Annotated in this window: 23 protein-coding genes; 7 read left to right on the top strand and 16 right to left on the bottom strand. The window is 66.8% G+C overall.

Annotation, left to right across the window (positions count from 1 at the left end):
- Positions 1-60: 60 nt before the first annotated feature.
- Positions 61-2,280 carry a TonB-dependent siderophore receptor gene (locus ACTJI2_RS00370; protein WP_440840720.1) on the bottom strand — a complete coding sequence of 740 codons (2,220 nt, stop codon included), beginning with the start codon at positions 2,278-2,280 and terminating at the stop codon, positions 61-63.
- Between the two features lie 268 nt (positions 2,281-2,548).
- Complete coding sequence (locus ACTJI2_RS00365) at positions 2,549-3,184, bottom strand: DUF6348 family protein (RefSeq protein ID WP_440840719.1); 636 nt, start codon at positions 3,182-3,184, stop codon at positions 2,549-2,551.
- A 388-nt stretch (positions 3,185-3,572) separates the two neighbouring features.
- Here ACTJI2_RS00365 and ACTJI2_RS00360 point away from each other — a divergent pair, with 388 nt between their 5' ends.
- Positions 3,573-4,778, top strand: a complete 1,206-nt coding sequence (locus tag ACTJI2_RS00360) for an acyltransferase family protein (RefSeq protein WP_440840718.1) — start codon at positions 3,573-3,575, stop codon at positions 4,776-4,778.
- A 72-nt stretch (positions 4,779-4,850) separates the two neighbouring features.
- Here the strand turns inward: ACTJI2_RS00360 and ACTJI2_RS00355 are convergent, their stop codons facing one another.
- Together ACTJI2_RS00355 and ACTJI2_RS00350 are read right to left on the bottom strand one after the other, a co-directional pair.
- Positions 4,851-5,471: a glutathione S-transferase family protein gene (locus ACTJI2_RS00355; RefSeq protein WP_440840717.1), complete on the bottom strand. Its 621-nt coding sequence runs from the start codon at positions 5,469-5,471 to the stop codon at positions 4,851-4,853.
- Positions 5,472-5,572: 101 nt separating this feature from the next.
- Positions 5,573-6,469 (bottom strand): LysR family transcriptional regulator ArgP, encoded by an 897-nt coding sequence (locus ACTJI2_RS00350; protein ID WP_203322935.1) that lies wholly within the window; start codon positions 6,467-6,469, stop codon positions 5,573-5,575.
- 104 nt (positions 6,470-6,573) lie between these two features.
- Here ACTJI2_RS00350 and ACTJI2_RS00345 point away from each other — a divergent pair, with 104 nt between their 5' ends.
- A complete protein-coding gene (locus ACTJI2_RS00345; protein ID WP_440840716.1) occupies positions 6,574-7,191 on the top strand; it encodes a LysE/ArgO family amino acid transporter in 618 nt (205 codons plus the stop codon).
- 19 nt (positions 7,192-7,210) lie between these two features.
- Here the strand turns inward: ACTJI2_RS00345 and ACTJI2_RS00340 are convergent, their stop codons facing one another.
- The 4 genes from ACTJI2_RS00340 to ACTJI2_RS00325 form a co-directional block, all read right to left on the bottom strand.
- Positions 7,211-8,626, bottom strand: coding sequence for a diguanylate cyclase (locus tag ACTJI2_RS00340; RefSeq protein WP_440840715.1), 1,416 nt, complete (start codon positions 8,624-8,626; stop codon positions 7,211-7,213).
- Positions 8,627-8,906: 280 nt separating this feature from the next.
- Positions 8,907-9,257 carry a hypothetical protein gene (locus ACTJI2_RS00335; RefSeq protein WP_440840714.1) on the bottom strand — a complete coding sequence of 117 codons (351 nt, stop codon included), beginning with the start codon at positions 9,255-9,257 and terminating at the stop codon, positions 8,907-8,909.
- A 224-nt stretch (positions 9,258-9,481) separates the two neighbouring features.
- Positions 9,482-10,936 carry a serine hydrolase domain-containing protein gene (locus tag ACTJI2_RS00330; RefSeq protein ID WP_440840713.1) on the bottom strand — a complete coding sequence of 485 codons (1,455 nt, stop codon included), beginning with the start codon at positions 10,934-10,936 and terminating at the stop codon, positions 9,482-9,484.
- A 100-nt stretch (positions 10,937-11,036) separates the two neighbouring features.
- The gene (locus tag ACTJI2_RS00325; protein WP_440840712.1) at positions 11,037-11,972 is read right to left on the bottom strand and encodes a hypothetical protein; all 936 of its coding nucleotides are present in this window, start codon (positions 11,970-11,972) and stop codon (positions 11,037-11,039) included.
- 65 nt (positions 11,973-12,037) lie between these two features.
- On the opposite strand from ACTJI2_RS00325, the gene ACTJI2_RS00320 reads away from it, so the two are divergent.
- Positions 12,038-12,832: a winged helix-turn-helix domain-containing protein gene (locus ACTJI2_RS00320; RefSeq protein WP_440840711.1), complete on the top strand. Its 795-nt coding sequence runs from the start codon at positions 12,038-12,040 to the stop codon at positions 12,830-12,832.
- Positions 12,833-12,933: 101 nt separating this feature from the next.
- Here the strand turns inward: ACTJI2_RS00320 and ACTJI2_RS00315 are convergent, their stop codons facing one another.
- Both ACTJI2_RS00315 and arr read right to left on the bottom strand, forming a co-directional pair.
- Positions 12,934-13,353, bottom strand: a complete 420-nt coding sequence (locus tag ACTJI2_RS00315) for a hypothetical protein (RefSeq protein WP_440840710.1) — start codon at positions 13,351-13,353, stop codon at positions 12,934-12,936.
- Between the two features lie 95 nt (positions 13,354-13,448).
- Entirely contained in the window at positions 13,449-13,850 is a 402-nt protein-coding gene (gene arr / locus ACTJI2_RS00310) for an NAD(+)--rifampin ADP-ribosyltransferase (RefSeq protein WP_440840709.1), read from the bottom strand.
- 321 nt (positions 13,851-14,171) lie between these two features.
- On the opposite strand from arr, the gene ACTJI2_RS00305 reads away from it, so the two are divergent.
- The gene (locus tag ACTJI2_RS00305; RefSeq protein WP_440840708.1) at positions 14,172-14,654 is read left to right on the top strand and encodes a LuxR family transcriptional regulator; all 483 of its coding nucleotides are present in this window, start codon (positions 14,172-14,174) and stop codon (positions 14,652-14,654) included.
- A 37-nt stretch (positions 14,655-14,691) separates the two neighbouring features.
- Here ACTJI2_RS00305 and ACTJI2_RS00300 read toward each other — a convergent pair whose 3' ends face one another.
- The 5 genes from ACTJI2_RS00300 to ACTJI2_RS00280 all read right to left on the bottom strand — a co-directional run bounded on the left by ACTJI2_RS00300 (position 14,692) and on the right by ACTJI2_RS00280 (position 19,349).
- Positions 14,692-16,263, bottom strand: a complete 1,572-nt coding sequence (locus tag ACTJI2_RS00300) for a serine hydrolase domain-containing protein (protein WP_440840707.1) — start codon at positions 16,261-16,263, stop codon at positions 14,692-14,694.
- A 142-nt stretch (positions 16,264-16,405) separates the two neighbouring features.
- The gene (locus ACTJI2_RS00295) at positions 16,406-17,938 is read right to left on the bottom strand and encodes a M56 family metallopeptidase (RefSeq protein ID WP_440840706.1); all 1,533 of its coding nucleotides are present in this window, start codon (positions 17,936-17,938) and stop codon (positions 16,406-16,408) included.
- Entirely contained in the window at positions 17,935-18,327 is a 393-nt protein-coding gene (locus ACTJI2_RS00290; protein ID WP_440840705.1) for a BlaI/MecI/CopY family transcriptional regulator, read from the bottom strand. Before ACTJI2_RS00290 ends, ACTJI2_RS00295 begins: the two co-directional genes overlap by 4 nt.
- Positions 18,328-18,425: 98 nt before the next feature.
- Positions 18,426-18,830 carry a VOC family protein gene (locus ACTJI2_RS00285; RefSeq protein ID WP_440840704.1) on the bottom strand — a complete coding sequence of 135 codons (405 nt, stop codon included), beginning with the start codon at positions 18,828-18,830 and terminating at the stop codon, positions 18,426-18,428.
- Positions 18,831-18,956: 126 nt separating this feature from the next.
- On the bottom strand, positions 18,957-19,349 hold the full coding sequence (locus tag ACTJI2_RS00280; RefSeq protein ID WP_440840703.1) for a GFA family protein: 393 nt from the start codon (positions 19,347-19,349) through the stop codon (positions 18,957-18,959).
- Between the two features lie 180 nt (positions 19,350-19,529).
- Between ACTJI2_RS00280 and ACTJI2_RS00275 the strand changes: the two genes are divergently transcribed.
- The 3 genes from ACTJI2_RS00275 (at position 19,530) to ACTJI2_RS00265 (ending at position 21,685) form a co-directional block, all read left to right on the top strand.
- Positions 19,530-20,621, top strand: a complete 1,092-nt coding sequence (locus ACTJI2_RS00275) for an alpha/beta hydrolase family protein (protein ID WP_440840702.1) — start codon at positions 19,530-19,532, stop codon at positions 20,619-20,621.
- Between the two features lie 42 nt (positions 20,622-20,663).
- Positions 20,664-21,074, top strand: coding sequence for a Na+:solute symporter (locus ACTJI2_RS00270; RefSeq protein ID WP_440840701.1), 411 nt, complete (start codon positions 20,664-20,666; stop codon positions 21,072-21,074).
- A 128-nt stretch (positions 21,075-21,202) separates the two neighbouring features.
- Positions 21,203-21,685 (top strand): hypothetical protein, encoded by a 483-nt coding sequence (locus ACTJI2_RS00265; RefSeq protein WP_440840699.1) that lies wholly within the window; start codon positions 21,203-21,205, stop codon positions 21,683-21,685.
- 117 nt (positions 21,686-21,802) lie between these two features.
- Here the strand turns inward: ACTJI2_RS00265 and ACTJI2_RS00260 are convergent, their stop codons facing one another.
- The gene (locus tag ACTJI2_RS00260) at positions 21,803-22,672 is read right to left on the bottom strand and encodes a type II toxin-antitoxin system RelE/ParE family toxin (protein ID WP_440840697.1); all 870 of its coding nucleotides are present in this window, start codon (positions 22,670-22,672) and stop codon (positions 21,803-21,805) included.
- Between the last annotated feature and the right edge of the window lie 58 nt (positions 22,673-22,730).

Raw genomic sequence — 22,730 nt, 5'->3', positions numbered from 1 at the left:
GCGCGACGACAGGTGCCGCCGTGGCCAGCAACGCCGCCGCGATGAGGACAAGCAGCGCCCTCACCAGCTGAACCTCGCCGTCGCCGTCACCGTGCGGCCGCTGCCGTAGTAACAGGAAGAGATGCCACCGCAGGTCGACACGTACAGTTTGTCCGACAGGTTGCTGACGTTAAGGCTGAACTGCGTATGCACGCCACCGAGATCGCCCAGGTCGTAGCGCAGGGCCGCATCGAACAGCGTGTAGGCGGGAATCCGGTACACGTTGGCGCTGTCGCCGTAGCTTTCGCCGTTGTAGCGCACGCCCGCCGCCAAGCTCAGTCCGCCCAGCGCACCGCCCTGGAAGGTGTAATCCGCCCACAGCGAAGCGGTGTAGTCCGGCACCATCGCGATCTGCTTGCCCTGGTAGAGATCGCTGCGGGTCATTTCCGAGTCCATCCGGGTCGCCGCGCCGATCACGCTGAAGCCTTCCAGCGGGGTGATGCGGCCTTCCAGTTCGATGCCGCGCACGCGGCCCTCGCCATCCTGGATGGAACAGCGATCCTGGCCGGTGGCACCGCAGTTGCTGTGCGCGGTATCCGGATCCTGGGTCAGCACGTTCTGCTGGCGCAGGTCGTACACCGACAACGTCACCAGGCCATCGAAACCGGCGGGCTGGTACTTCAGGCCCGCCTCCCACTGTTTTCCGGTGATCGGATCGAACGGCGTGCGGGTGAAACTCTGCAACACGCTGGTGGTGGACGGCTGGAACGACTCGGCGTAGCTCACGTACGGCGTGAGTCCGTTGTCGAACAGGTACACCACGCCGGCGCGGCCGGTGAACGCCTCGGCGTCCAGCTGCGTGCGCGTCCACGGACCGGTAACCCCGGTGGCCACGGTGTGGGTGGCGGTCGCGGTGTCGTCCTTGGTCCAGTCGTAGCGGCCACCAAGAGTGAAGCGCCAGTTGTCCAGCGCGATCTGGTCCTGCAGGTACACGCCGGTCTGGCGGTTGATGCCACGCGACAGGCTGATGCTGCGGGTGACCGGGACGTAACCGGTGTAGACCGGACGGAAGATGTTGATCGGCGCGGGATTGGTCATCGCTCCACGCTGGGCGTCCCAATCGGCCTTCTGCCAGTCCATGCCCAGCAGCAGCGTGTGCGAGGCCGCGCCGGTGTCGAACTTGCCCTGCAGACGGGTATCGACGGTATCACCATCCGAGTCGCCCGTGCCCCAGGTCGCGCGCCGGTTCTGGGTACGGCCATCGGGATTGAGGCCCCCACTGGTGACCACCGTGCGGAACAGCGAGTCCACATGCGTGCGCCGCGCGCTCTGGCTCACCGTCCAGTTCGCGTTGAAGGCGTGCTCGAACAGCCAGCCGGCGGTCCAGATGGTGCGATCAAAGGTGTTCCAGTCCGGTTCGCCGATGAAGGTGGTGTTCTTCATCCGGCCATAGCGGGTCGGTCGCAGGGTGCCGTCCATCGGCAGGAACTGGTAGGTCGATCCACCATCGTCCTTCTGGTACAGGCCCAGCAGGGTCAAGCGGGTGCGCTCGGCGATCTGCCAGCTGTAGCTCGGCGCGAGGAAGCCATGCTTCTGTTCGGTGTGCTTGATCTGTGTGTCGCCGTCGCGATACAGGCCGACCAGGCGGAACAGATGCGCATCGCCCTGCTTGCCCGCACCGACGTCGAACGCCGCGCTGGCCTGGCCGTGACCATCCACGCCGATGCGCAGCTGCTGCTCCGCGTCCGGCCGCGGGGTCTTGCTGACCTGGTTGACCATGCCGCCCGGGGCGACCTGCCCGTACATCACGGCGGACGGTCCCTTCAGCACTTCCACCCGTTCCAGGTTCCAGCTGTCGAACATGGTCCGGTTCCACTGCCCGCCCTGCGGCGCGCGCATGCCGTCGAGGGTGACGTTGTTGCTCCAGCTGCCGGCATCGAAGCCGCGGATGCGGAAATCGTCGACGCGGTTGTCGATACCGGTGCTTTCCAGGCTGACACCGGCCACGTAGCGCATGGCGTCGTTGAGGTTCTGCACGCCGCGCGCATCCAGTTCCTCGCGCGCGATCACCGACACCGACTGCGGCGTCTCGGCGATGGTGGTATCGGTCTTGGTCGCGCCTTGCGCGTGGGAAGTGGTCCGGTAGGCGTTGACCCGGACGGTATCGAGCGTGGTGGGCGCGGGGGCGTCCGCCTCACCCGCCGACGGCAACGTGGTCTGCGCCGTGGCGGCGCCGGACAATGCCAGAAGCGAGGCGAGGGAGAGGGAAAGCGGGGTGCGCGCGAAAGCGCGCCGTTGCATGCTGGACACGGAACCAACCTGGAATGAAGAGGGTTGGCTGACTGCGTCCGCAGCGGCTATTGGGGCAATTCTACCTTGATGAGAATGATTCGCAATTGATTTGAATCAAGCCGGCGCTCGGTTGTGGCGGGAAAGCCTGTCCCCCGTCGTCCCGGCGAACGCCGGGCCCCATTTTTTCGCGCGAGTGGGAACCACTGGAATACCGCGGCATCACGCAAAGAACGATTCCAGCGTTCGCAGGAATGACGAGGACTGGGATTTGGCCCCCTCAGACCGCCCGCAGCATCAGGAACAGGCGGACGCTGTAGTACCCGTCCTGCGCCGCCCAACCCGCTGACGCCAATGCCTGTTCGCCCACATCCCACGGCTCGCTTTCGCGCAAGGCCTCAACGGTGAACGCACCATTGAGATTGCAGAAGAAAAACCGGAACCAGTGCGTATGCCCCGCCAACGGCTCGGCGCGGATGGCAGCTTCCAGCCGCGCGAACAGCCCGTCAGGTATCGGCGGCTGCATGCCCGCCGAACCACGCGTGCCGAAGTTGCCGATGTGCGCGGCGTAGTCCCTGTCGCCAATCGACCAGGTCTCCACCGTCACCTGCTCCTCGTCCGCCTGCCCCCACAACGCCGACAGCAACACATGAAAGGAATTGCGGGTGAAATTGGCCAATCCGTCATTGAGCCCATCCTCGCCCTCGCCGATACCGGCGAAGTTCTCCTCGACGATGGTCTTGTCCGGCAGCACCACGTGCACGTCCAGTCGTCCGGTCGTTTCGCCTGGATGCCAGACCGCGCGCATCGCCGGCAGCTCGCCGTTCGGCGCGATCCAGTCGCCCTCCACCACATGGGCGATGCCATGGCCGTCGAACAGTTGGGACAGCGCTTCGGTAACGGTGGAGATAATCATCAAGGCTTCACTTCATTTCCAGCCGCCATCATCGCGGCTACCACCCGTTCCGCCAAGCACTCCCAGAACTCCCTTCCCCCGCTTGCGGGGGAAGGTGCCCGAAGGGCGGATGGGGGCACGCGATGCCGTGAAGCGGAGCTCCACCGATACCGGCACACCCTCCACGGACAGGCTCGGGCTGAACATCGGAGCGCCGTGATTTTTTCCGTCCCGGCGCGAATCACGGTCGTACCTTCATCCGGAATCGCCTCCATGCCATCCGTCGTCCACCCGCCGGACCGCTGATCCGCCCAGCGGCCGCGTGCCGCGTCATTCCCTGTTTCCACGCGTGCTCCTGCCGTCCCACGGCGGGCCGGGGACGCGCATGTCCCGAAAAAGGAACCCTGCCATGTCGTCCCCCTCACTTCCCGCCTCTCTCGCCGACGGCGAGCGCCTGCATGGCCTGGACGCAGTGCGCGGACTCGCGCTGCTGCTGGGCCTGGTGGTCCACGCCAGCATGGCTTTCATGCCGGGCGCGAAGGCGTTCTGGATCGCCCACGATCCGGATCCTTCCGCCTGGATCGGCCTGGGCTTCTACATCCCGCACATGTTCCGGATGGTGCTGTTCTTCCTGCTGGCCGGCTTCTTCGGCCGGCTGGCTTGCGAACGATTGGGAACCGGCGGTTTCATCCGCGATCGCGGCAGGCGCATCACCCTGGTCCTGCTGGCCGGCTGGCCGCTGGTGATGACCGGCATCGTGTCGGCGCTGGCGCTGGGCGCGATGCTGGACAACGGCGGCACCCTGCCGCCGTCGCCGCCTCCGCCACCGCTCACCCCGGAGACGTTTCCGCTGACCCATTTGTGGTTCCTGTATGTGCTGACGCTTTGTTACGCGGTGCTGCTGGCGCTGCGCGCCGTCATCGGCCGCCTGCCGTTCTCGCCGGTCCTGCTGCGATGGGGCGACGCGGTCGCCCGCGTGCTGGCATCCCGCGCCGGACCGGCGTTGCTGGCCCTGCCGCTGGCGATCGCATTGGCGACCACGGCGAAGTGGTACGCGTTCTTCGGCATTCCCACTCCGGATCAATCGCTGTATCCCCCGCTGGCCGCGTGCGTCGCCTTCGGCAGCGCATTCCTGTTCGGCTGGTGGCTGCATCGCGGGCGCGATCTGCTGCCCGGACTGGCGCGACACTGGCGAACGCAGCTCGTCATCGCGGCGGCATGCACGCTGTTCTGCGTGGCACTACTGGGAGGCCAGGTGGTGCTGGTCCCCGCCGCGCGGGAGCCGCGCACCTGGCTATACGCGGCGCTCTACGCGCTGGGCGCGTGGAGCTGGACCTTCGGCCTCACCGGCGCGGCGCTGCGGGCATTCGCGCAGGCACATCCCTTCCGTCGCTATCTGGCCGACGCGTCCTACTGGATCTACCTGGCACACATCCCGGTGGTGATGGCCCTGCAGGTGCTGATCGTGCGCGTGCCCGGCCCGGCCGGCTTGAAGTTCATCGCCGTCCTGCTGATCGCGCTGGCATTGCTGCTGGGCAGCTACGGGCTGTTCGTCCGCACCACCCGGCTGGGCGGCTGGATCAACGGGCGTCGGCATCCGCGCCGCTGGTCGTGACGGGTAATTCGTGGACGAATCCGCCCCACACTGTCGCGGGATGCCGGTTTCCTCGCGCGCTCCGTTGGCGCGTCAGGTCAACGCGGTCATCACCGCGGCCCGATAGGCGGGCCGTGCCTTCAGACGCTCATACCAGGCGGACAGATGCTGCGTCGCCGCGCGCTCAATCGGCATCTCGAACCACGCGTAGATGAAGCTGCCCAGCGGGATATCGCCCATGCCGAAACGTTCGCCGGAAAGGTAGGGCTGTCCGGCCAGCGCCTGTTCGGGGATCCGCAGCAGTTCGTCGATTTCGTGGATGGCGGCATGGATGGCATTCCAGTCCTGCTGCTCGGGCGGGGTACGCAGGACACCCCAGAACACGGTGCGGAACGGCCCGGCGAAGGTGGAGGTGGTCCAATCCATCCATTTGTCCGCGACCGCCCGCGCCATCGGATCCGTCGCATACAGATCCGCGGTGCCGTACCGCGCCATCAGGTAGCGGACGATGGCGTTGGATTCCCAAAGGACGAAATCGCCATCCTCGATCATCGGCACCCGGCCATTGGGATTTTTCCGCCGGTACTCCGGACCATCCACAACGCCGAACGCGCCGCCGGCATTGATGGATTCATGGGCCAGGCCCAGTTCCCGCGCCGCCCACAACACCTTGCGGACGTTGGAGGAATTGATGCGGCCCCAGATCTTCAGCATGTCGCGGGTTCCTTCGGCAGAGATGGGCGGCGGATGTCCGACGCCCGGTTTGTCGGGCACGCAGTATAGCGACGGCCTGATGATCTCTTCGTTCTGTTTCGTCAGCCGCGCAGTGTTTCCGCCGCCACTTCGCGCAGTGCATCGCTGATTTGCCTGAGCGTGGTGGACCGCACCGCCGCGTGCTGCCAGTACAGCGGCACGTCGATCCAGCGTGACGGGTCGATATTGACGATCGCCTTCGCTTTCAACGCGGGCGCGGCCATGGAGGCCGGTGCCAGACACCAGCCCAGGCCGAGCGCGGCGGCGTCCACGAAACCTGTGGACGTGGGAAGGTAATGCGTGGGCGGGGCGATGCGCGCGCGGGTGATGCGGCGGACGAAGCGCGCCTGCAGCTCGTCCTTGCGGTTGTAGACCACCATCGGCGCCCGCGCGAGCGAGGCGGCGTCCACGCCCGACGGGAAATGCCGCGCGGCAAAGTCTGGCGAGGCGATCGCGCAGTAGCGCATGGTGCCCAGCGGATGCACATTGCAGCCCTGCAGCGCGCGTGCTTCGGCGGTGACGGCGCCCAGTACGGTGCCGTCGCGCAGCAGTTCCAGGGTGTGATCCTGATCGTCCACGCGCACATCGAACAGGTAGCCGTGGCGCTGGTGCAGGCGTGCCAGCGCGACGATGAACCAGGTTTCCAGCGAATCGTCGTTCACCGCGATGGCGATCGAGCGCGTGGCTGGCGCCGCGCTGGTCTCGGGCAGGAAGTCCGCCAGCGCCTCGGCTTCCAGCGCCTGCATCGGCCGGACGCGCCGCAGCAGTTTTTCCCCGGCGGGCGTGGGCCGGCATGGCGCCTGGCGCACGACGATTACCTGGCCGAGGCGGTCCTCCAGCGCCTTGATCCGCTGCGAGATGGCCGAAGGCGTGACCGAGAGGCGGCGTGCCGCGGCTTCGAAGCTGCCTTCTTCCAGTACGGCGGCGAAGGCGGCCAGTTGGGGATGGATGAGGTCCATGGGCGATGGCCTTGATTAGATTTGCTTCATTACGTGGAGTAAAAACAGTTTGCCTTAATCCAGCGGGCGCGACAGGCTCCCCTCCCTCCCAAGGGAACACCACCATGCTGTTTGCCCCCGCCTCCGCCGGATTCGTCGCCGGCGCCGGCCTGATCATGGCCATCGGCGCGCAGAACGCTTTCGTGCTGCGCCAGGGCCTGCAACGCCGGCACGTCGGCCTGGTCGTGCTGACCTGCATGTTCGGCGACATCCTGCTGATCGCCTGTGGCGTGGCCGGCATCGGCGCGCTGGCGCGGCAGTGGCCGGCGTTGCTGGAAGCGCTCCGCTACGGCGGCGCGGCGTTCCTGGGCGTCTACGGATGGCTGGCCGCGCGGCGCGCCTGGCACGGCACAGGCTCACTCTCGCCTTCGACCGGCGGGGAAGCCGACGGGCGCCGGGTGTGGCTGGCCTGTCTGGCCTTCACCTTCCTCAATCCACATGTCTACCTGGACACGATGGTGCTGCTGGGCAGCCTGTCCACCCGCTATGCGGGTTCGGCGCGGATCGCGTTCGCGGTGGGTGCCTGCCTCGCCAGCGCGGCGTGGTTCTCGACCCTCGGCTACGGCGCACGCCTGTTGCTGCCGGTGTTCCGCAATCCGATGGCCTGGCGGGTGCTGGATGCGCTGATGGCGGTGTTCATGGCCGCGCTGTGCCTGTTGTTGTTGCTGCGGCCGCTGAACTGAGTTCCGGCTTGCGAACCCGCTATCGCGCGCCCCGCTCCCGCACCCGGTTCCGTCCCTCGGCCTTGGCCTGGTAGAGCGCCTCGTCCGCTTCGGTCAGCACTTCATGCGCGCGTCCCCCCTGCACCGCCGCGATGAATCCAACACCGATGCTTACCGTGACCCGCCCTTCCGGCGTGGGGGACGGCAGCGCCAGTTGTTCGATGGCCTCACGCATGGCCGTGGCGACATTCAGCGCGCCGGCCCGGCTGATCGACGGCAGCAGCGCGGCGAACTCCTCGCCGCCATAGCGCGCCACCGTATCGGACGACCGCGACGCGCAGCCCGCCAGCGCATGCGCGACCGCCTGGAGGATGCGATCCCCTTCCGGATGCCCGTAAGTGTCGTTGAGCTGCTTGAAATGGTCGATGTCGATAAGCAGCAGCGCCAGCGAATCGCCCGAGCGCATCGAGCGCCGCCACTCGCGCTCCATGGTTTCCTCGAAGTGGCGGCGATTGGGAATCCGGGTCAGTCCGTCGATGCGCGAGAGCGCGTCGAAGTAGTCGCGCTCCTCGTAGGTCTGGATTTGCAGGAGAACCCCGCGGATGCCTGCACCCAGCGTCGCCAGCACGAAGCCCACGATGCCCAGCAGGGGCTGCGCCTGCACCACCAGCGCGGAAATCAGCATCAGCGTCAGCGGCAGGAACAGATGGCTGCCGGCCCGTACCAGGTGGCTGCGGCGTGGCGGATAGATGCGGACGGGCTCCGCCGCCGTGACCTTCCACGCCAGCACCGCCAGCCACAGGAAGGGAAGCGGGATGATCAGATCGGCCCAGTGGCCGAAATCGACATCGGCGAAGAAGTGGTTGATCGCCACCGCGACCAACAGGTAGGCGACCGCGAAACATGACAAGGCGCGAAAGAATGCGCGCGTGCGGGATGCGGTGGCAGTCACCAGCCGGGTCACCGCGAATACGGCGATGAACAGGTTCTCCAGGTCCAGCATCATCCGCAGGTCCAGGAAACCCGGGCTGCCGATGTCCTGGTCCGCCGCCAGCGTCGCCGTGCGCATCGCGTACAGCACGCCCAGCGCGAGCGCCAGCACCGCGTCGATCAGCCGCAGGTACCAGGCTTCCCTGCCGACGCTGGCAATCGCGAACGTCAGCGGCACCCCGTAGAGCACGTACAGCAGCAGGCTCGCGGTGCCGGCGGCCGGGCTGCCGGTACGGACCTGCCACATCGCCATGAACATGCCCGACGTCCACAGCAGCATGGCGAACCCGACGGCCGCCCAGTTCTGGTCCCACCGGCGCGTTCGCCGCATCCGCACCGCGCAACTGGCCGCCGCGATCGCCGGCGCGGCCACCAGGAAGGGAAACGACGCCATCGGCGCCGCGGCCGACAGGCCGATCGCGCAGGCATGCGCCGCGACATACAGCAACATGATCAGGTAGGCCATGTCGGCTCCGGTGTCCTTTCTCCACCCGTCATCGCCACTAAAAATTGATCTTCGTGATGCCGGGGTCAAGAGGGGGCGCCGGCAAGCGGACCGGAGCGCCATGTCGTTCAGGTCCACGGGGAAATGACGCTATCCGGATTCCCCTTCGGGCGCCAAGCGTAATGCTGCCCGTCATTCCTCCCCTTGCTCCTGCTGCCGCCAAGGGCACCTGGCACGCATCGGGCCGTCCGGGGATATCAATGATGTTCTTCCGCCATATCGAAAGGCGGCGCCCCGTGGTCTACCCACCCTCGCTGCCGCCTGCCCCTCCACCGGCCACGATATGCGAACGCACTTCTTTCAGGGAAGAGAAAAACGGATTCGGCTCCATGAGCACGATCTCGTCGAGTGCCTCGGCAAGATCCGCATGATGATCCGGCGACGCCTTGATCAGGCGATAGCTGCCATTTCCGACCCAGAACAGTCCCTGCACGTTCGGCACAATGAACTCGGGCTCAAGCGGCGTCCCATCTACGTCCCAGAAGACCCAGACGCCGGCCTCCACATCGAGCCCTTCGCACCGCGCAACGGCTTCCGCCTCGCTGGCGAAAACGAACAGGCAGCGTTCTTCCGTTTCAGCAACGAATATCACGACTTGCGCCAGAACACAGGCGAGCGCGCTTCGTAGCTGGCGCGTTTCGCCTCGGAAAGTTCAATCATCCGTGGGAGCTCCTGTAGTCCCGCACTCCGTATTGCCACCGTGTTTTCCTAGAACAGGACAACAGCCGACGACGCGGAATACTACGTCAGTCGAATTCATGCGTCTTCTGGAAGGAACGCGCATCCCGCACACGACTTGCGCTCCCTGGCTCCGTGCTATCGCGGCGGCGGCTCACCCGCTGGCACCGCGAGTCGCCGCGCCTTGTCGCGCAGTGCGTCCGCCTTGTCCATCTCGCCTTTAGCCGCGTGGGCCTCCGCCAGGCTGTCCCAGACGTTGGCGGACGCGGGAAACAGGACCGTATTCAGTTCGAACACGCGCAATGCCGCGTCCACGCCCAGGTTCTCGCGCACGGCGTAGCCGGTGATGTTGACGAGCCGTTCCAGTTCAGCGGCGTCGAGGACGCCGCCTGCGCGAATCGTCCGGGCCTGCGCCTGCACATCGCCTTCGACGGGGGCCTGCAACGCATACGTCACCAGCCTCTCCGACAACGCCTCCGCCGTGAACCGTTCCGGCGCCGTCGCCGCCATCGCGCTGTCCACCAGCACGCGCGACCAGACATTCCGGGCACTGCCATTGGTCAGATAGGCGAAGACATGGACGTCATCATCCAGCGAATCCTTGAACACGATGCGGACCCGCACGCGGGTGCCACCGTCATGGCCGACCTGCCGGTAGCCGTCGCTCTCGCCGTACTCCCAGCCGGCGGCGAACCAGCCGCGCTTTCCGCCGGACAGCGTGCGCGGCTGCCAGAGGCGGCGCAGTGTCGCCTTGCCCACCAATTCACCCGAGGTCATCGCCCGCAGGAAACGGCCCAGGTCGTCCAGCGTCAGATACAGGCCGGCATGGCCGTAGGCATAGGCGGGCCAGGCCAGATCCTGTTCCTGTTGCAGGCGACCTTCCTTGCCGGTGTAACTGGTCACCATGCCTCGAGGAGGCAATCCGGCCGGACCCAGCCAGGTGTGGCGCATGCCGAGTCTGCCGAGGATGCGCGCCTCCACGATCCGCGGATACGGCTTCCGGTAGCGGGCTTCCAGCAGCGCGGCCAGCACCAGATAGTTGGTCTGCGTATAGCGCGTGTCGGTGCCGGGAGCGAACTGCATCGGCCTGTCCGCCAGCGAGGTGAACACACCCGCCAGATCCGGGGCGAACACCGTGTCCGCCGCCGCGCCCGCACCGTTCCGGTTGTCGAAATACTCCGGCACGCCCGAGGTGTGATCGAGGAAATCCCGCACGGCAATGGTCCGCCAGGTCACCGGCAGTCCGGGCAGGTAGGCGCTCGCCGGCGTATTCAGATCCACCTGCCCCTTCTCGACCAGTTGCATGATCAGCGTGCTGGTGAACAGCTTGGCCAGTGAATAGGCGGGAAAGACATCGCCGCTCGCGACCCGTCGGCGCGTTTCCACGTCGGCCTCGCCGTCCACGCCCTGGAACACCACCTTGCCATCACGCGCGACCAGCAATGCCTGGCCGGCGATGCCGTAGCGCTCGCGGTTGAGCGTCATTTGCCGTTCCAGTGAACGGGAAAGCGCGTCATCGTCGCGCGCGAGGGCGGCACCCGGCAACACGGCAACCAGCACGATCAGCACCGCCATCAACCTTTTGCACTTCATTCCGTCGCTCCTGTTGCCGGGCCCCCACCCAACCTCCCCCGCAGGCGGGGGAGGGGCAGTTTTTTGCTTGCCTTGTGATGCATGCGATCTGGCCAGGCGCTCACTGGACAAAGAAGGCGGTGCGCGCCACGCCCGCATTGTTGCTCGTCCCCATCCAGGCGCGCACTTCCAGCTCATGCAACCCGGGCTGGTCGGCGGGAATGTCCGCGCCGAACAAGCCGCTGTCCGGATCGAACCGGAGCGGGTAGCGGCGCGACGTGGCGCCGTCGACCGTCACATGGAGTTCGACCTCGGTGTCGGCCACGCGCCACGGCCCCTGAGCGGAAATCGTGCAGCCGCACAGCATCGTGACCCCCACCCGCACCGGCACGTTCGTACCGGTCTTGATCCACTGGTAGGCGACCGGGCTGGCCAGATCGACAATCAGGCCCGGCAATTCCAGCAGCCAGCCATCGCCCGCAGTGATGTGCCGCCCCGGCAGGATCCACTGGGTGCTGGTGGCGGTCGTGATGGCCTGCGGTTGGCTGAGCGGCCCGGTCACGCTCGCGGTGACCCGGCGCGGGCGGTCCAGATCGAGGGTCGTCCGGAACAGCGCTGAATCGGCGGTGGAAACTTTGCCGCCCGGTTTTCTTCCCGCGTCCATGATGAGCCGGGTGTCGCCGGTGCTGCCCGATGTCTGGCCCCGGACCAGGATCTCGCCGGTGTCCGCATCGCTCAGGACCACCCGCACCGGCGCGGTATAGCCGCCGAGGAACTTGGCGTCCCGCGCCAGTACCCGGACTTCCACGTCCGTCCGCTCCGCATGGGCCGGACCGGCCATGCCGGCACAGACGAGAAGAAGGCACCACGCAACACGGATGGGAAAATGCATGAACAGGCTCCAGGGGAATGTGGAAAGAAGACAGCGACGACCGGCCAATATCACCGGCAGGCCTGCCGTCAGGGCGGACTCGCGGGGGGAAACCCTTCCCGACCGGATGCCGGCGTCGCGGTCCGGAAAAGCCTGGAGCCATCTGGCAGAATCGGCCACTGACATGTCGTGACATCGGCTGACATGTCGTCACCGCAAGGCTTTCGGGCCACGGGAATCAGGAGAAAGCGATGCTGTGCTTCGATGACGTCCGGCTGGACACCACCGCCTTGCAGGCGTTCCGGAACGACGTTCCGCTGGATGCGCCGCCGCAGGTGGTGGAAGTTCTGGCCTACCTGATCGAGCACCGGGATCGGATTGTTCCCCGCAACGAACTGCTCGAACGGTTCTGGCCACGTGCCGGTACCGGCGGCGACGCCGCCCTCAACACCTGCGTCCGCCGCATCCGCACTCTGCTGGAAGACGATGCCGAAGCCCCGCGTTACATCCAGACCCGACCTCGCGCGGGCTATCGCTTCATCGCCACGCTGGCCGGCGAAGTCGATGCGGCGGGACCACCGCCGCCGACCGCGCGTACCCCGAACCGGTGGCCGCTGGCCGGCGGCCTGCTCGCCGTGGCGCTGGGCATCGGCGGCGCGCTCTGGGCGCACGCGGCGCTCTCCCCGCCCCGGCATCGCATCGCCATCGAACCGGTGCAGGGTCTGTGTGAATACGTGCTGTTCCCGAAATTCAATGCCGGCCTGCGCGAAAGCCTGACCGCGCGGCTCAGCCACCACCTGCCTGCGGGCTACAGCGTGGCCGCCGACAGCCGGGAAGCGGATCTGCACGCGCGCGTCAGCGTCCGGCAGACGCCCCGGCGGACCGTCGTGGTGCTGACCCTGGTCGACAAGCGGGACGGGCGCCTGCTGTGGTCGGACGAATTCACCGGCGACACGGACATGGACGACTACGTGCCCTTGCAGCGCTCGCTGGCCGAACGCATGGCGGCGGGACTGACCGGCGCGCTGGAAAACAAGCGCTCGTGACCGCAACGATGCGGCCGTGATGGCGCATCGCGACTCCGGCGGCGGATGGGCGGCTCCCTGAGGTCACCGGGAGCGACGACTCAGTACCCGCTTCGCCCGCATCATTGCCCGACCATTCGATACTCCCCGGGCGCGCCGAGGATGGCCTGGAACGTCCGCGCCTCCCGCGAGTACGTATGCGTGGTGCCGATGGTCAGCGTGCTGTTGGTCAGCGCGATCGCCTTGCCCCCGGGGTCGCACGACCAGAATCCGGTCGAAACCTCGGCGAACGGCACGCGCGCCGCCACCCGGGCAGGTTGTCCGGCTTCGGGCAAGCTCATCCATTCGATCCATACCCGGCAACTGACGTGCTCGAAACCGACGCTTTCGACCACGACGCGGTAGGTTCCCTCCCGGGCGTCGGCTTTCCAATGTCCGCCGCTGATGGTCGTCGCGGGCGTGGTTGCTTCATCGGGCCAGGCCACGGCCGTGGGCGCGGCGAGCAGGAGGATCGCATACAGCATCGCGGTGGACGTCTTCATGATTGACCCGTGCGATCCCGGGATGCGGCCGATGGAACGTCATTACAGCGCCCGGCGCGCCTCGGCACAACGACGGCACCGAAGCGGCACGCGGTTCACTCCTCGATCGCCTCAATGCCCTGCTGGCGCAGGCTCTCCAGATGCGCACGCATCTCCGCCAGCTGCTCGGGGGCATGCCCCTCCCACGCCGCGACCTCGCCGATGACGCGGAAGGGATGCGAAGAACGGTATGAGCGGGTGGGATTGCCGGGAAACCGCTTGTCGGTGAGGTTGGGGTCGTCTTCGATCGGACCGGTCGGCGCCACGAGGTAGATCCTGCCCGGTCCGTCCCCCACCGCCAGTTCCGCGCCCCAGATCGCCGCGTCCAGGGTGGCGGACAGGTAGACGAACCGGGACGGTCGGCGACTGCCGTAGTTGGAGGTGCGCCCCGGCGCGATCAAATCACCCGCCTTCAGGTCGGCCTTGGTGCCGTGGTAATAGGTTTGCGAATCCGCCATCGCCTTGTTCCGGTGTCCTGCCGTTTCGACAGGGGGGCGATGCTGACGCATGGGCGGGGCCTTGCCGCAAGTCCCCGCCGTTATATAAATTTGTGGCGGGAGGCGCGTGGCGTCTCCCGTTTTCGTTTTCACCGCCTTGGTTTGGCCCGGTTCTCACTGGGCGACCGGAAAAACCGTCCGGAGGCCGTTCCCGGCCTTCCCGAAGCAGACTCGACCGTGGTCTCGGGCAGAATGGCGCAATCTGCCAATTACATTCACCCGGGCCGGCGGTACGCTTGCTTCCTTGCGCCCGTACCTCATCCCTCCCCTTCGGAGATTCCCATGAAGACGATGTTCGCCATCCTGCTGACCGCGGTCGCACTGCACGCCGCGCCAGTCCTCGCCGACTCACCGGTATCGTCTCCCTTGACCGGAAAGTGGGCGATCGACGTCGCCAAGCTGCCGATGCCTCCAGAAGCGCGGCCGAAGAGCGTGACCTTGGAGTTCAGCACCCAGGCCGACGGCAAGTGGAACACGCAGGTCAAGATCGTCAATCCGGATGGCAGCACGATGCACTCCGATGCCACGCTGCCCCTGGACGGTACGCCGGGTCCGGTCACCGGCGACTACTGGGCCGACGTGTCGGCGATGAAGATGCCCGCTCCCAACGTGCTGGTGCTGCAACTGGCGTACAAGGGCACGCCCTCCTCCACCCGCATCTACACCGTCACCGGGGACGGCAAGACGCTGACCGAAACCAAGGCCTTCTTCAGCAAGGAAGGCAGCCCGATGCTGCAGACCACGACGTTCAGTCGCATTCCCTGACAGCCTGGCCGGCGGTGGAGAATCAATATCCGCCGCCCTACCGGGTCGGGCTTGCACCCGCGTCCGGCGACATCGGCGGCGTTGCCTGCCGCCGGTAGTACGCGCGAGCGGTGGGAGTTTCCACGCTCAGCGCCCGCACGATGCCATGCGCGTCGCGATGGAAGCGCAGTTCCGCGTCGTAGCGCGCGGCCAGGAAGCGCACCGGCGTCAGCGGCAGCAGCGGCGATGATTCCTCCGGCTCGTCGGCCAGGCCGACCGTGAAGGCGCCATCGGCCCGCTTGACTTCCAGCGCGTCGAATTCGAACCGGTCGGCCAATTCACCACGCAGGTCCATCGGAACAGCCGCATCCAGCCGATAGGTGCCGGCGTAACCGGCGTAGGCCGGCGCGCCGGTATCCAGCGCGATCGTGCGGACCAGCGGCTTCACGCCGTGCCCCAGCGCATCCGACAGCGCATTGCGGATTTCACCGCGCAGTCCCTTGCTGTTCTTGCCATTGGTCAGGATGACGAAGCCATCGCCGGAGTCGAGATAGCCCTCGAACCCGGCGTGGTAGCTGTCGTTGTCGCCATTGTGGAAGAACCGGCGCGTCGTGCCGGTACCGGACAGTTCCGGGCCCAGCCCGCGCGTGCCCGGTGAAACCTCGCTCATCATCTGTATCGCCGTGTCACGCGGCAGGAAGTCGCTCCGGCCCTGATAACTCTTGATCAGCGCGCCGACGAATGCGCCCAGCTCGTTGGCGCTGGTCCACAGGCCCGAGGCGGCCTGCTCCGGAAACGCTTCCCAGCCACGCGGCAATGCGGTTGGCCGGCCCTGTTCGTCGTGTGCCTTGGCGATGTTGCCGCGCCGCGCCGGCAGCGGATTCTCGAAGGTGCTGCGGCGCATGCCGATGCGTTCGAAGACCTGCACCCGCGCCGCTTCGACGAACGACGTGCCGGTCACGTCTTCGATGACCTGCTGCTCGACCATGACACCGCCGCCGGAATAATCGCTCTCCGTACCCGGTTCGCGCTTCAGGCGGACCGGATCGTTCTTGGCGGGCGGGGTGCCGTCGAGGGTCTGCACCAGCGTGGGCAGCTTCTCGCCGGGCAGATAGTCCTGGAATCCGTGCACGGTCAGCCCGGAGGTATGCGACAGCAGCATGCGCATCGTCACCGTGGGATTGCGGATGCCTGGGGCTTCCGGGATCCGCCACGACGTCATGTAGCGATTGACGTCGCGATCCAGATCGATCCTGTCCTGCGCGACCAGTTGCAGCGACGTCGCCGCCGCGACCACCTTGCTGACCGAACCCACCGAGAACAGCGTGTCCGCATCCACCGCATCCGGGGTGCCGGCTTCGCGCACACCGAAGCCGGCGGCGTAAACCACCTCGCCATTCCTCAGCACCGCCACGGCCACACCGGGCACCTTGTAGTGCGCCATGCGCTCCTGCAATGACCAATGCGGTACGGGTTCGCCCGCCTTGAGCAGACTGGGGCGCAGGCCCTGCGCCAGCGCGGTTTTCAGCGGCGCGGTATCGCCATCGGCCGGCGCCTGCGCGCCCGCCATGCCCATCACGCCTGCCAGCATCAGCGCCGACAGCATGCGGACCGATTTCCTGTTCTTCATCTGCAATCCTCGGTTGATGCGTTGATGCGTGTTGTCGCGCGGGGCTTCAAGCACGGCGCCGCCCGCGTTGCCGCGCGTTTCGCGGCGACGGCGGCTTTTTCTGCATCCATCGGGTGCCCTCCCGCCCGATGTCGCGCGTTCTTCAACCTCCGGCTTTCGCGCCCTGCTCCAGCAGATAGGCACGCACCGCTGGATCGCGGGTCTGGTTCAGCGGTGTGCGCCAGCGTCCCAGCCAGCCGTCGGCTTCCACGCCCAGATTGACGTCGGCACCGCGTTCGACCAGATAGCGGACGGTCGGAAGATGGCCGGCGCGGGCGGCATTGATCAGCGGTGTTTCGTCGTAGGTCACCACGCGGTTGACGTCGGCACCGGCAGCGACCAGGCGCTCCACGATCGGCTGCGCGCCCAGGCCCGAAGCCACGATCAACGGATTGCCTTCGCCGAGCGAGGCCCGGTTCGGATCCGCACCGAGTTCCAGCAGCGCATCAACGGTCCCCACATCCCGCGAGCGGACCGCCTGGATCAGCGCCGTGCCTTCGTTGAGCACGCGCGCATCCACGTCGGCGCCGCTACGGACGAGTTCGCGCACCGTCGCCCGATCCCCGTCGCGGGCGGCGGCGAGCAAGGCAATGATCTGTGCGTCGGGTTTGGCGGCACCTCTCCCGGGCACGTCCAGGCGCGGCGTGGCCGCCACCGCCAGGCCCGTGCACACCGTCAGCAGGGCGACACTGAGCACCATCGCGCCACCGCGCCGGGCGAGGTCGGCACCCGCATCTTCCCGGATCAGCCCATCGATGCGCTGCGCAAGATGGCCGCGATGTTCGACCATGCCCACCGCGAGCCATTCGCGCTGCTCGCCCAGATCCAGCATGGCCTCGGCGCTGGCCAGCAGCGAATCGGCGTAATCGGTCGGCGCATCGCAATCCCGCGCGGCGCGCGCATCGCAGGCCATTTCCCGCGCCAGTTCCAGGCGTGCATTGATCGCGCGCAGGAACGGATTCCACCAGAACAAGGCCAGCAGGCCGCGCAAAGCGGCGGCGAGCCAGAGATCGCCACGCCGGATGTGCGCGATCTCGTGCCGCAACACGTCGCGCAGCGCGTCCACCGGCAGGCTCTCCACCAGGCCGCACGGAACCAGAATGCGTGGACGAAGCAGCCCGACGACCATCGGCCCGTCGGCGGCGGTGCTGGCGATGCGCGCGTTCCGGGGCAGGGCCACGCCCAGCGTCGCTTCCAGCGCGGGCGCGGGCTGTGCCACGCGGCGCAGGCGGCGCGTTTCCCGCCATCCCTCGAATAATCGCATCCACTGCCATAGCAGGCCGAGCCCCCACGCCAACACCAGCACCGTGGAGAAGGAACGCGGAACTTCCAGGTACATCGTGCCAGGATGCTGTCCCGCCTCGTACACCGCCTCATCCGCGCGCGCGCCTTCTCCCGGCAGCACGACGACGTGCTCGGGTTCGGTGACCCGCGCCGGCAGCGTGGTCGTCCAGTCCGGCAGGAACGATGCGAACGGCAACGCCACCGCCAGCGCGAACACCCCCAGCAGCAGCCATGAGCGGCGTTCGGCACCCAGCGCGCGCAGGCGCATCAGCCACACCGCGACGCCGAACAGCACGATGCTCAACAGCAGGTGCCGGACCGCGAAAGCCAGCACCATCTCGATGATGTTCATTTGCGTCCCCTGGCCCTGGCCTGGTCGACCTTGTCTTGGAGTGCCTTGATTTCCTTGCGGCCGATGCCTTGGTCCTGCAGCAGATGCTGGGCCAACAGGTTCGGCGACCCTTCGAAGAACTGCGACAGCAGATGGTCCAATGCCTGCTGGCGGGCTTCTTCCCGGGTAATCACGGCCCGGTAGATGAAAGCTCGTCCTTCCTGGCGATAGCTGACGAAGCCCTTCTTGCCGAGGATGTTGAACATCGTCAGCACCGTCGTATAGGCCACGGGCTTGTGTTTGGACAATTCGTCGGCGACCTCGCGGACGGAAGCCTCGTCACGCTCCCACAACACTTCGAGGATCGCCTGTTCGGATTTGGTCAGCGTGGGCGAAGCGGGTCTGGCCATACCGAATCTACTTGTTAATTAGTTGACGGATGGAATCACGGCCCGGAACGGCTGTCAACTAGTTAATTCGTAGATTCCATTGCCCGGCGTCGGGACGGTCAGGCGCCCTTGTTCTTCTCGTCCCAGGGCATGGGTTCCCACAGTTCGACCTTGTTGCCGTCCGGATCCATGATCCAGGCAAACTTGCCGTTCTCGTGCGACTCCGGGCCGCCGACGATTCGCACCTCCGCCGCGCGCAGCTGCGCAAGCAACTCATCGAGGTTGTCGACCCGGTAATTGATCATGAAGGACGATTCGCTGGGGCTGAACCACTGGCTGTCCCGCTGGGCGAGATGCCATACCGTCAGTCCGCCATCCTCGGCCTTGTCGTCCGGCCAGCGCAGGACGGCGCCGCCCCAGGACTCCAACGGCATGCCCAGTTGTTTCTGATACCAGGCGGCCAGCGCAGCGCTGTCGCCCTTGCACTTCAGGAAGACGCCGCCGATACCGGTAATCCTTGCCATCTTCGCCCCAGCCCGTTGAGTTGCGATGCCGAAAGCCGGCCCGTGCTAGCGAATGCTCGATGCGCCGCTGCCGGGAGTCAAGGTGGTCATCGCCAGGGGCATCCTCCAGGTGTCGCAACGCATTGCTCATGCCTCCCCACGTCCCCCTTCCTCGCGATCCCGCTCGTATCGTTTCCCCAACGGGAACGCCGGCAACCATGCCTCCCGGCGGACGGTCCAGCATTCATAGGTCGGTACCAGCTGATCGGGGGCGTCCATCGCCCCCAGATGCACTTCGACTTCACCACCACTGCGGGCAAACACCGAAGAACCGCAACGCGGACAGAAATGGCGCCCGGCGTAGTCGCGGGTTTCGCCCTCGATGGTCACCACCTCCTGCGGGAACATCGCCGCCGCAAAGAACAGCGCGCCATGATGCTTGCGGCAATCCAGGCAATGGCAGATGCCGACCCGATAGGGACGTCCCGACGCCACCAACCTGACGTCGCCACACAGGCAGCCGGCAGTGAATCGCTCCATGGGCGCATTTCCTCGCATCGGTGGACTCGTCCTTGTACAAGATTCGGTGTTCAATCCACGTGCCTGGCGCCCAGCCCTCCCAGGGCAGCACGATCCGCCACGCTTTTCCGCATTTGCCGTGTAGTGAAACCGGCCAGACCGATGTTATGTTCGCCCGGCCGCCAATCCAGGATGGACGCCATGCCCGCAGTTGCACGACTCGCTCTCCTTCTCGGCATCTCCCTGTTCGCACCGCACGCGCTCGCCGGGGCGCCGGCTTCGGAAACCGGCGAACTCCAGGGCGCCCCGTGGCGCATCGATGTTCCGGACAACTGGAACGGCGAACTCATCATGCTGGCGCATGGATTCGAACCCGTCGGAACGCCACGCCCGTCCGCCTGGCCCGCGAACGAGGCCACGCCCGCGCTGCTCGGCGCCGGCTACGCCGTGGCGCAAAGCGGTTACCGCACCCAGGGCTGGGCGGTCGCCGACGCGGTCGCGGATACCGAACGCCTGCGCCAGCATTTCATCGCCGGGCATCCGGACACCCGGCGCACCTGGATTCTCGGCTACTCGATGGGTGGCGCAATCGCGATCGCCAGCCTGGAACGGCAATCCGACCATTACGACGGCGGGGTCGCGCTGTGCGGCGCCACCCTCCCCGGCGACACGCTGGCCGGCGACCTGCTGACCACGCTGGTGGCCTTCGACTACTTCTTCCCGAAGGCGGAAGGATTGCCCATGGACGGCCTGGCCTCGCCAGCGGCGGCCGCGCTTCCCCAGATGCAGCTCCACCAGGGCATCGCGGCGGCGCTGCAAACGCAGCCGGAAACGGCGCAACGACTGGCCACCCGCATGGAAGTGACACCCGAGGAACTCGCGGGCGTGATCAGCCTGCATGCGCTGGTGTTCCATGACATGGCCAGGCGATACGGTGGCATGCCGGTCGGAAACCAGGACACGGTCTATGCCGGATTCGGCGATGACGCGGCCTTCAACGCCGGCGTGAAGCGCTACCCGGCGGATCCGGCGGTCAGCGCCAGATTCGCCGACGAACTGGCGTTGACCGGCGCGCTGAAGCGACCGCTGGTGATCCAGTTCAATCATCGCGATCCGACCATCGTGCCGCGCATGCAGAACGTCTATCCGCAACTGGCGGCCAAGGCGGGTGCGACGCCACTCCCGACGGTGCTGCCGGCGGCGGGCGAAGGACACTGCGGCTTCTCCGACGAGCAGACCGTCGCCGCGTTGAAAGTGCTCGCCGGAAAGGCCGATGCGATACCCGCGCCCTGACCTCCCACCGACGGCCCGCGCCGTTCCCGGCGCCGGCGGCTGATGATCGTTTCCCGCAACACGGCCCGCTTGCTCGGCGTCAGCGCGGTGGCCGCCGTGCTCGCGCAACAGGCGTTCAACAGTTTTTCCTGCTACGACCACTCATTGCTCGACTACCTGCGTGCGGTGGGCGTCTTCCTGCTGGTCCCGCTGCTTCCCGCGCTGGTGTCCCTGTTGACCGCCAATCCGTTGCGCGCGGTGGGCGCATGCCTGCTGCTTTCGCCCTGGTTGTGGTTCGCCTACTACACCGACTGCGTCGCCCCCTACGCCGGCGGCGGGGCATCCCTGATCTACGTGGCCGTGCTGTTGTGGGGGACGCCATGCGCGCTGTTGGGCGCATTGATGACCGGCCCGATACTGCGGCTCGCGGGCGTGAAGGTCGCCGTGACCGGCCGCCGCGACGACGAACGGTGACCTGGGGCGTCGCACCCGCGCGTTTTCCCCAGCGACGGCAGCGATAGCGGCCGTTCCCGCGCGCGTCGGCCCGTTCCATCCCGCCGCGAGCGCGCGGTCCGCGTACATCCCGCCACATGGAGCGTGTCATGCCACAGATCACCCGCATCGAACTGCACCTGGAAACCGGCGAGCAAAGCGACGCCGGTACCGACGGAGATGTCTATCTCGGCCTGTGCGGTCGCGAGTTCTACATCGATTCGACGAAAGACGATTTCGAAAGAGATTCGTCGCGAACCTACATCTTCGGTGACAAGAACAGCGATCGGAACGTCCAGCACCCGGATCTCAACGATCCCAATTCGCACTATCTGAGGACCGAGAATATGGAGAAATTCCCGGTCTACATCCGCTTCCAGCCTCATGCGGGGAATCCGCGCGCCGATCGTTGGCAACTGGAACGCGCGGACGTCTATCTGAATGGCTCCGAGGTATACGACTGGACCACGTTCGGCATTGTCCGGGGGGTTGGCATCTGGCTGGGCATACATGCCGGGCTGGTGGTACACATGGCCAGGCACATCGATCCGGTGCCGCCCAAGCCGCCGCTCAAGGGCGAACCGGCCTCCTGACTTTTTCGCGTTTCAGCTGGGGAGGCGACGGGCTTGGCCCTCCCTTTCATGCCAACGACGCGGACACCGCGATCCGCGACACCCGGAGCGTGACTCATGGCCACGCTCCGGAACCTCTCACCGATAAGGCCCCGGTCCGTTCCAGACCAGTTCGCCCTGCTTGTAGACCTGCATCATGTTGACGGCCTGGCGGGCGTCGCCGATGGCTTTCATTTCCGGTGCGTCCGGATCCAGCGCGCGGCATTTTCCCGAGCCGCGCTTCAGCGCGATCTCCAGCGAGCAGACCATGTAGTAGCGTGTTCCCGGCAGCGGCAGGAACAGTTCCTTCATGCCCTGGTCGGCCCAGGAGCGCAACTGGACTTCGTTGCGCACGTCGTAATAGACCAGATAACCGCCCAGTTCCATGCTGGGTCCGTTGGCCGTCATGTCGCGGCCGCGTCCGTTGCGAATGGCGGGGCTGTTGGTCATCCCGGCGTTCTCCGGCGCGGCGTCTTCCGTGATCAAGCCCGGCGGCCGTCCCGTCCAGGTCTCGGGACGGCGGCGTGCCGATGAGGGCGTGCTGGGCGACTGGGGTTGCGACTGGCTCGGACGCGAGACCGTGCTGGGGGTACGTCGCGCGGTCCTGCTGTCCGACGGCACCCGCGCTTCGGGCGGCACCGGATCGTCGGCCCGATCAACCAGTCTGGACGGGATACGCGACGCCGCGAGCGGGGGCGGGATGGGCTCGGGTGGCCGCGAAGGCGGCGGACTGGGCGGTGCCTCCACGGGCTGTTCGGATTGATCGGGTTCACCGATGAAATCCACCCGGACCCGGCTGCCCCCCGCCGCGCTCTGGGGGGCCGTCACCGTGGGTTTGGAGGAATACAGCAGGATGAACAGCATCAACAGATGCAGCAGCGCGCTGAACAGCGCGGCGATCCAGGACTGCGAGCGTTCGACCCTGGGATCGGCTACCCAGGTCTCCACGCGCTTCGAGGCGTTGCTCATGCCGCCAGGGGTGCGTGGGGGATACGGGCCATCATGGGGGAGATCGACAGTACGCGGC

This window comes from Pseudoxanthomonas sp. 22568 (assembly GCF_052044485.1).
Lineage (GTDB): Bacteria > Pseudomonadota > Gammaproteobacteria > Xanthomonadales > Xanthomonadaceae > Pseudoxanthomonas_A > Pseudoxanthomonas_A beigongshangi.
Note: the sequence above shows the minus strand (reverse complement) of the source record. Positions and strands in the feature narration are given on the sequence as shown.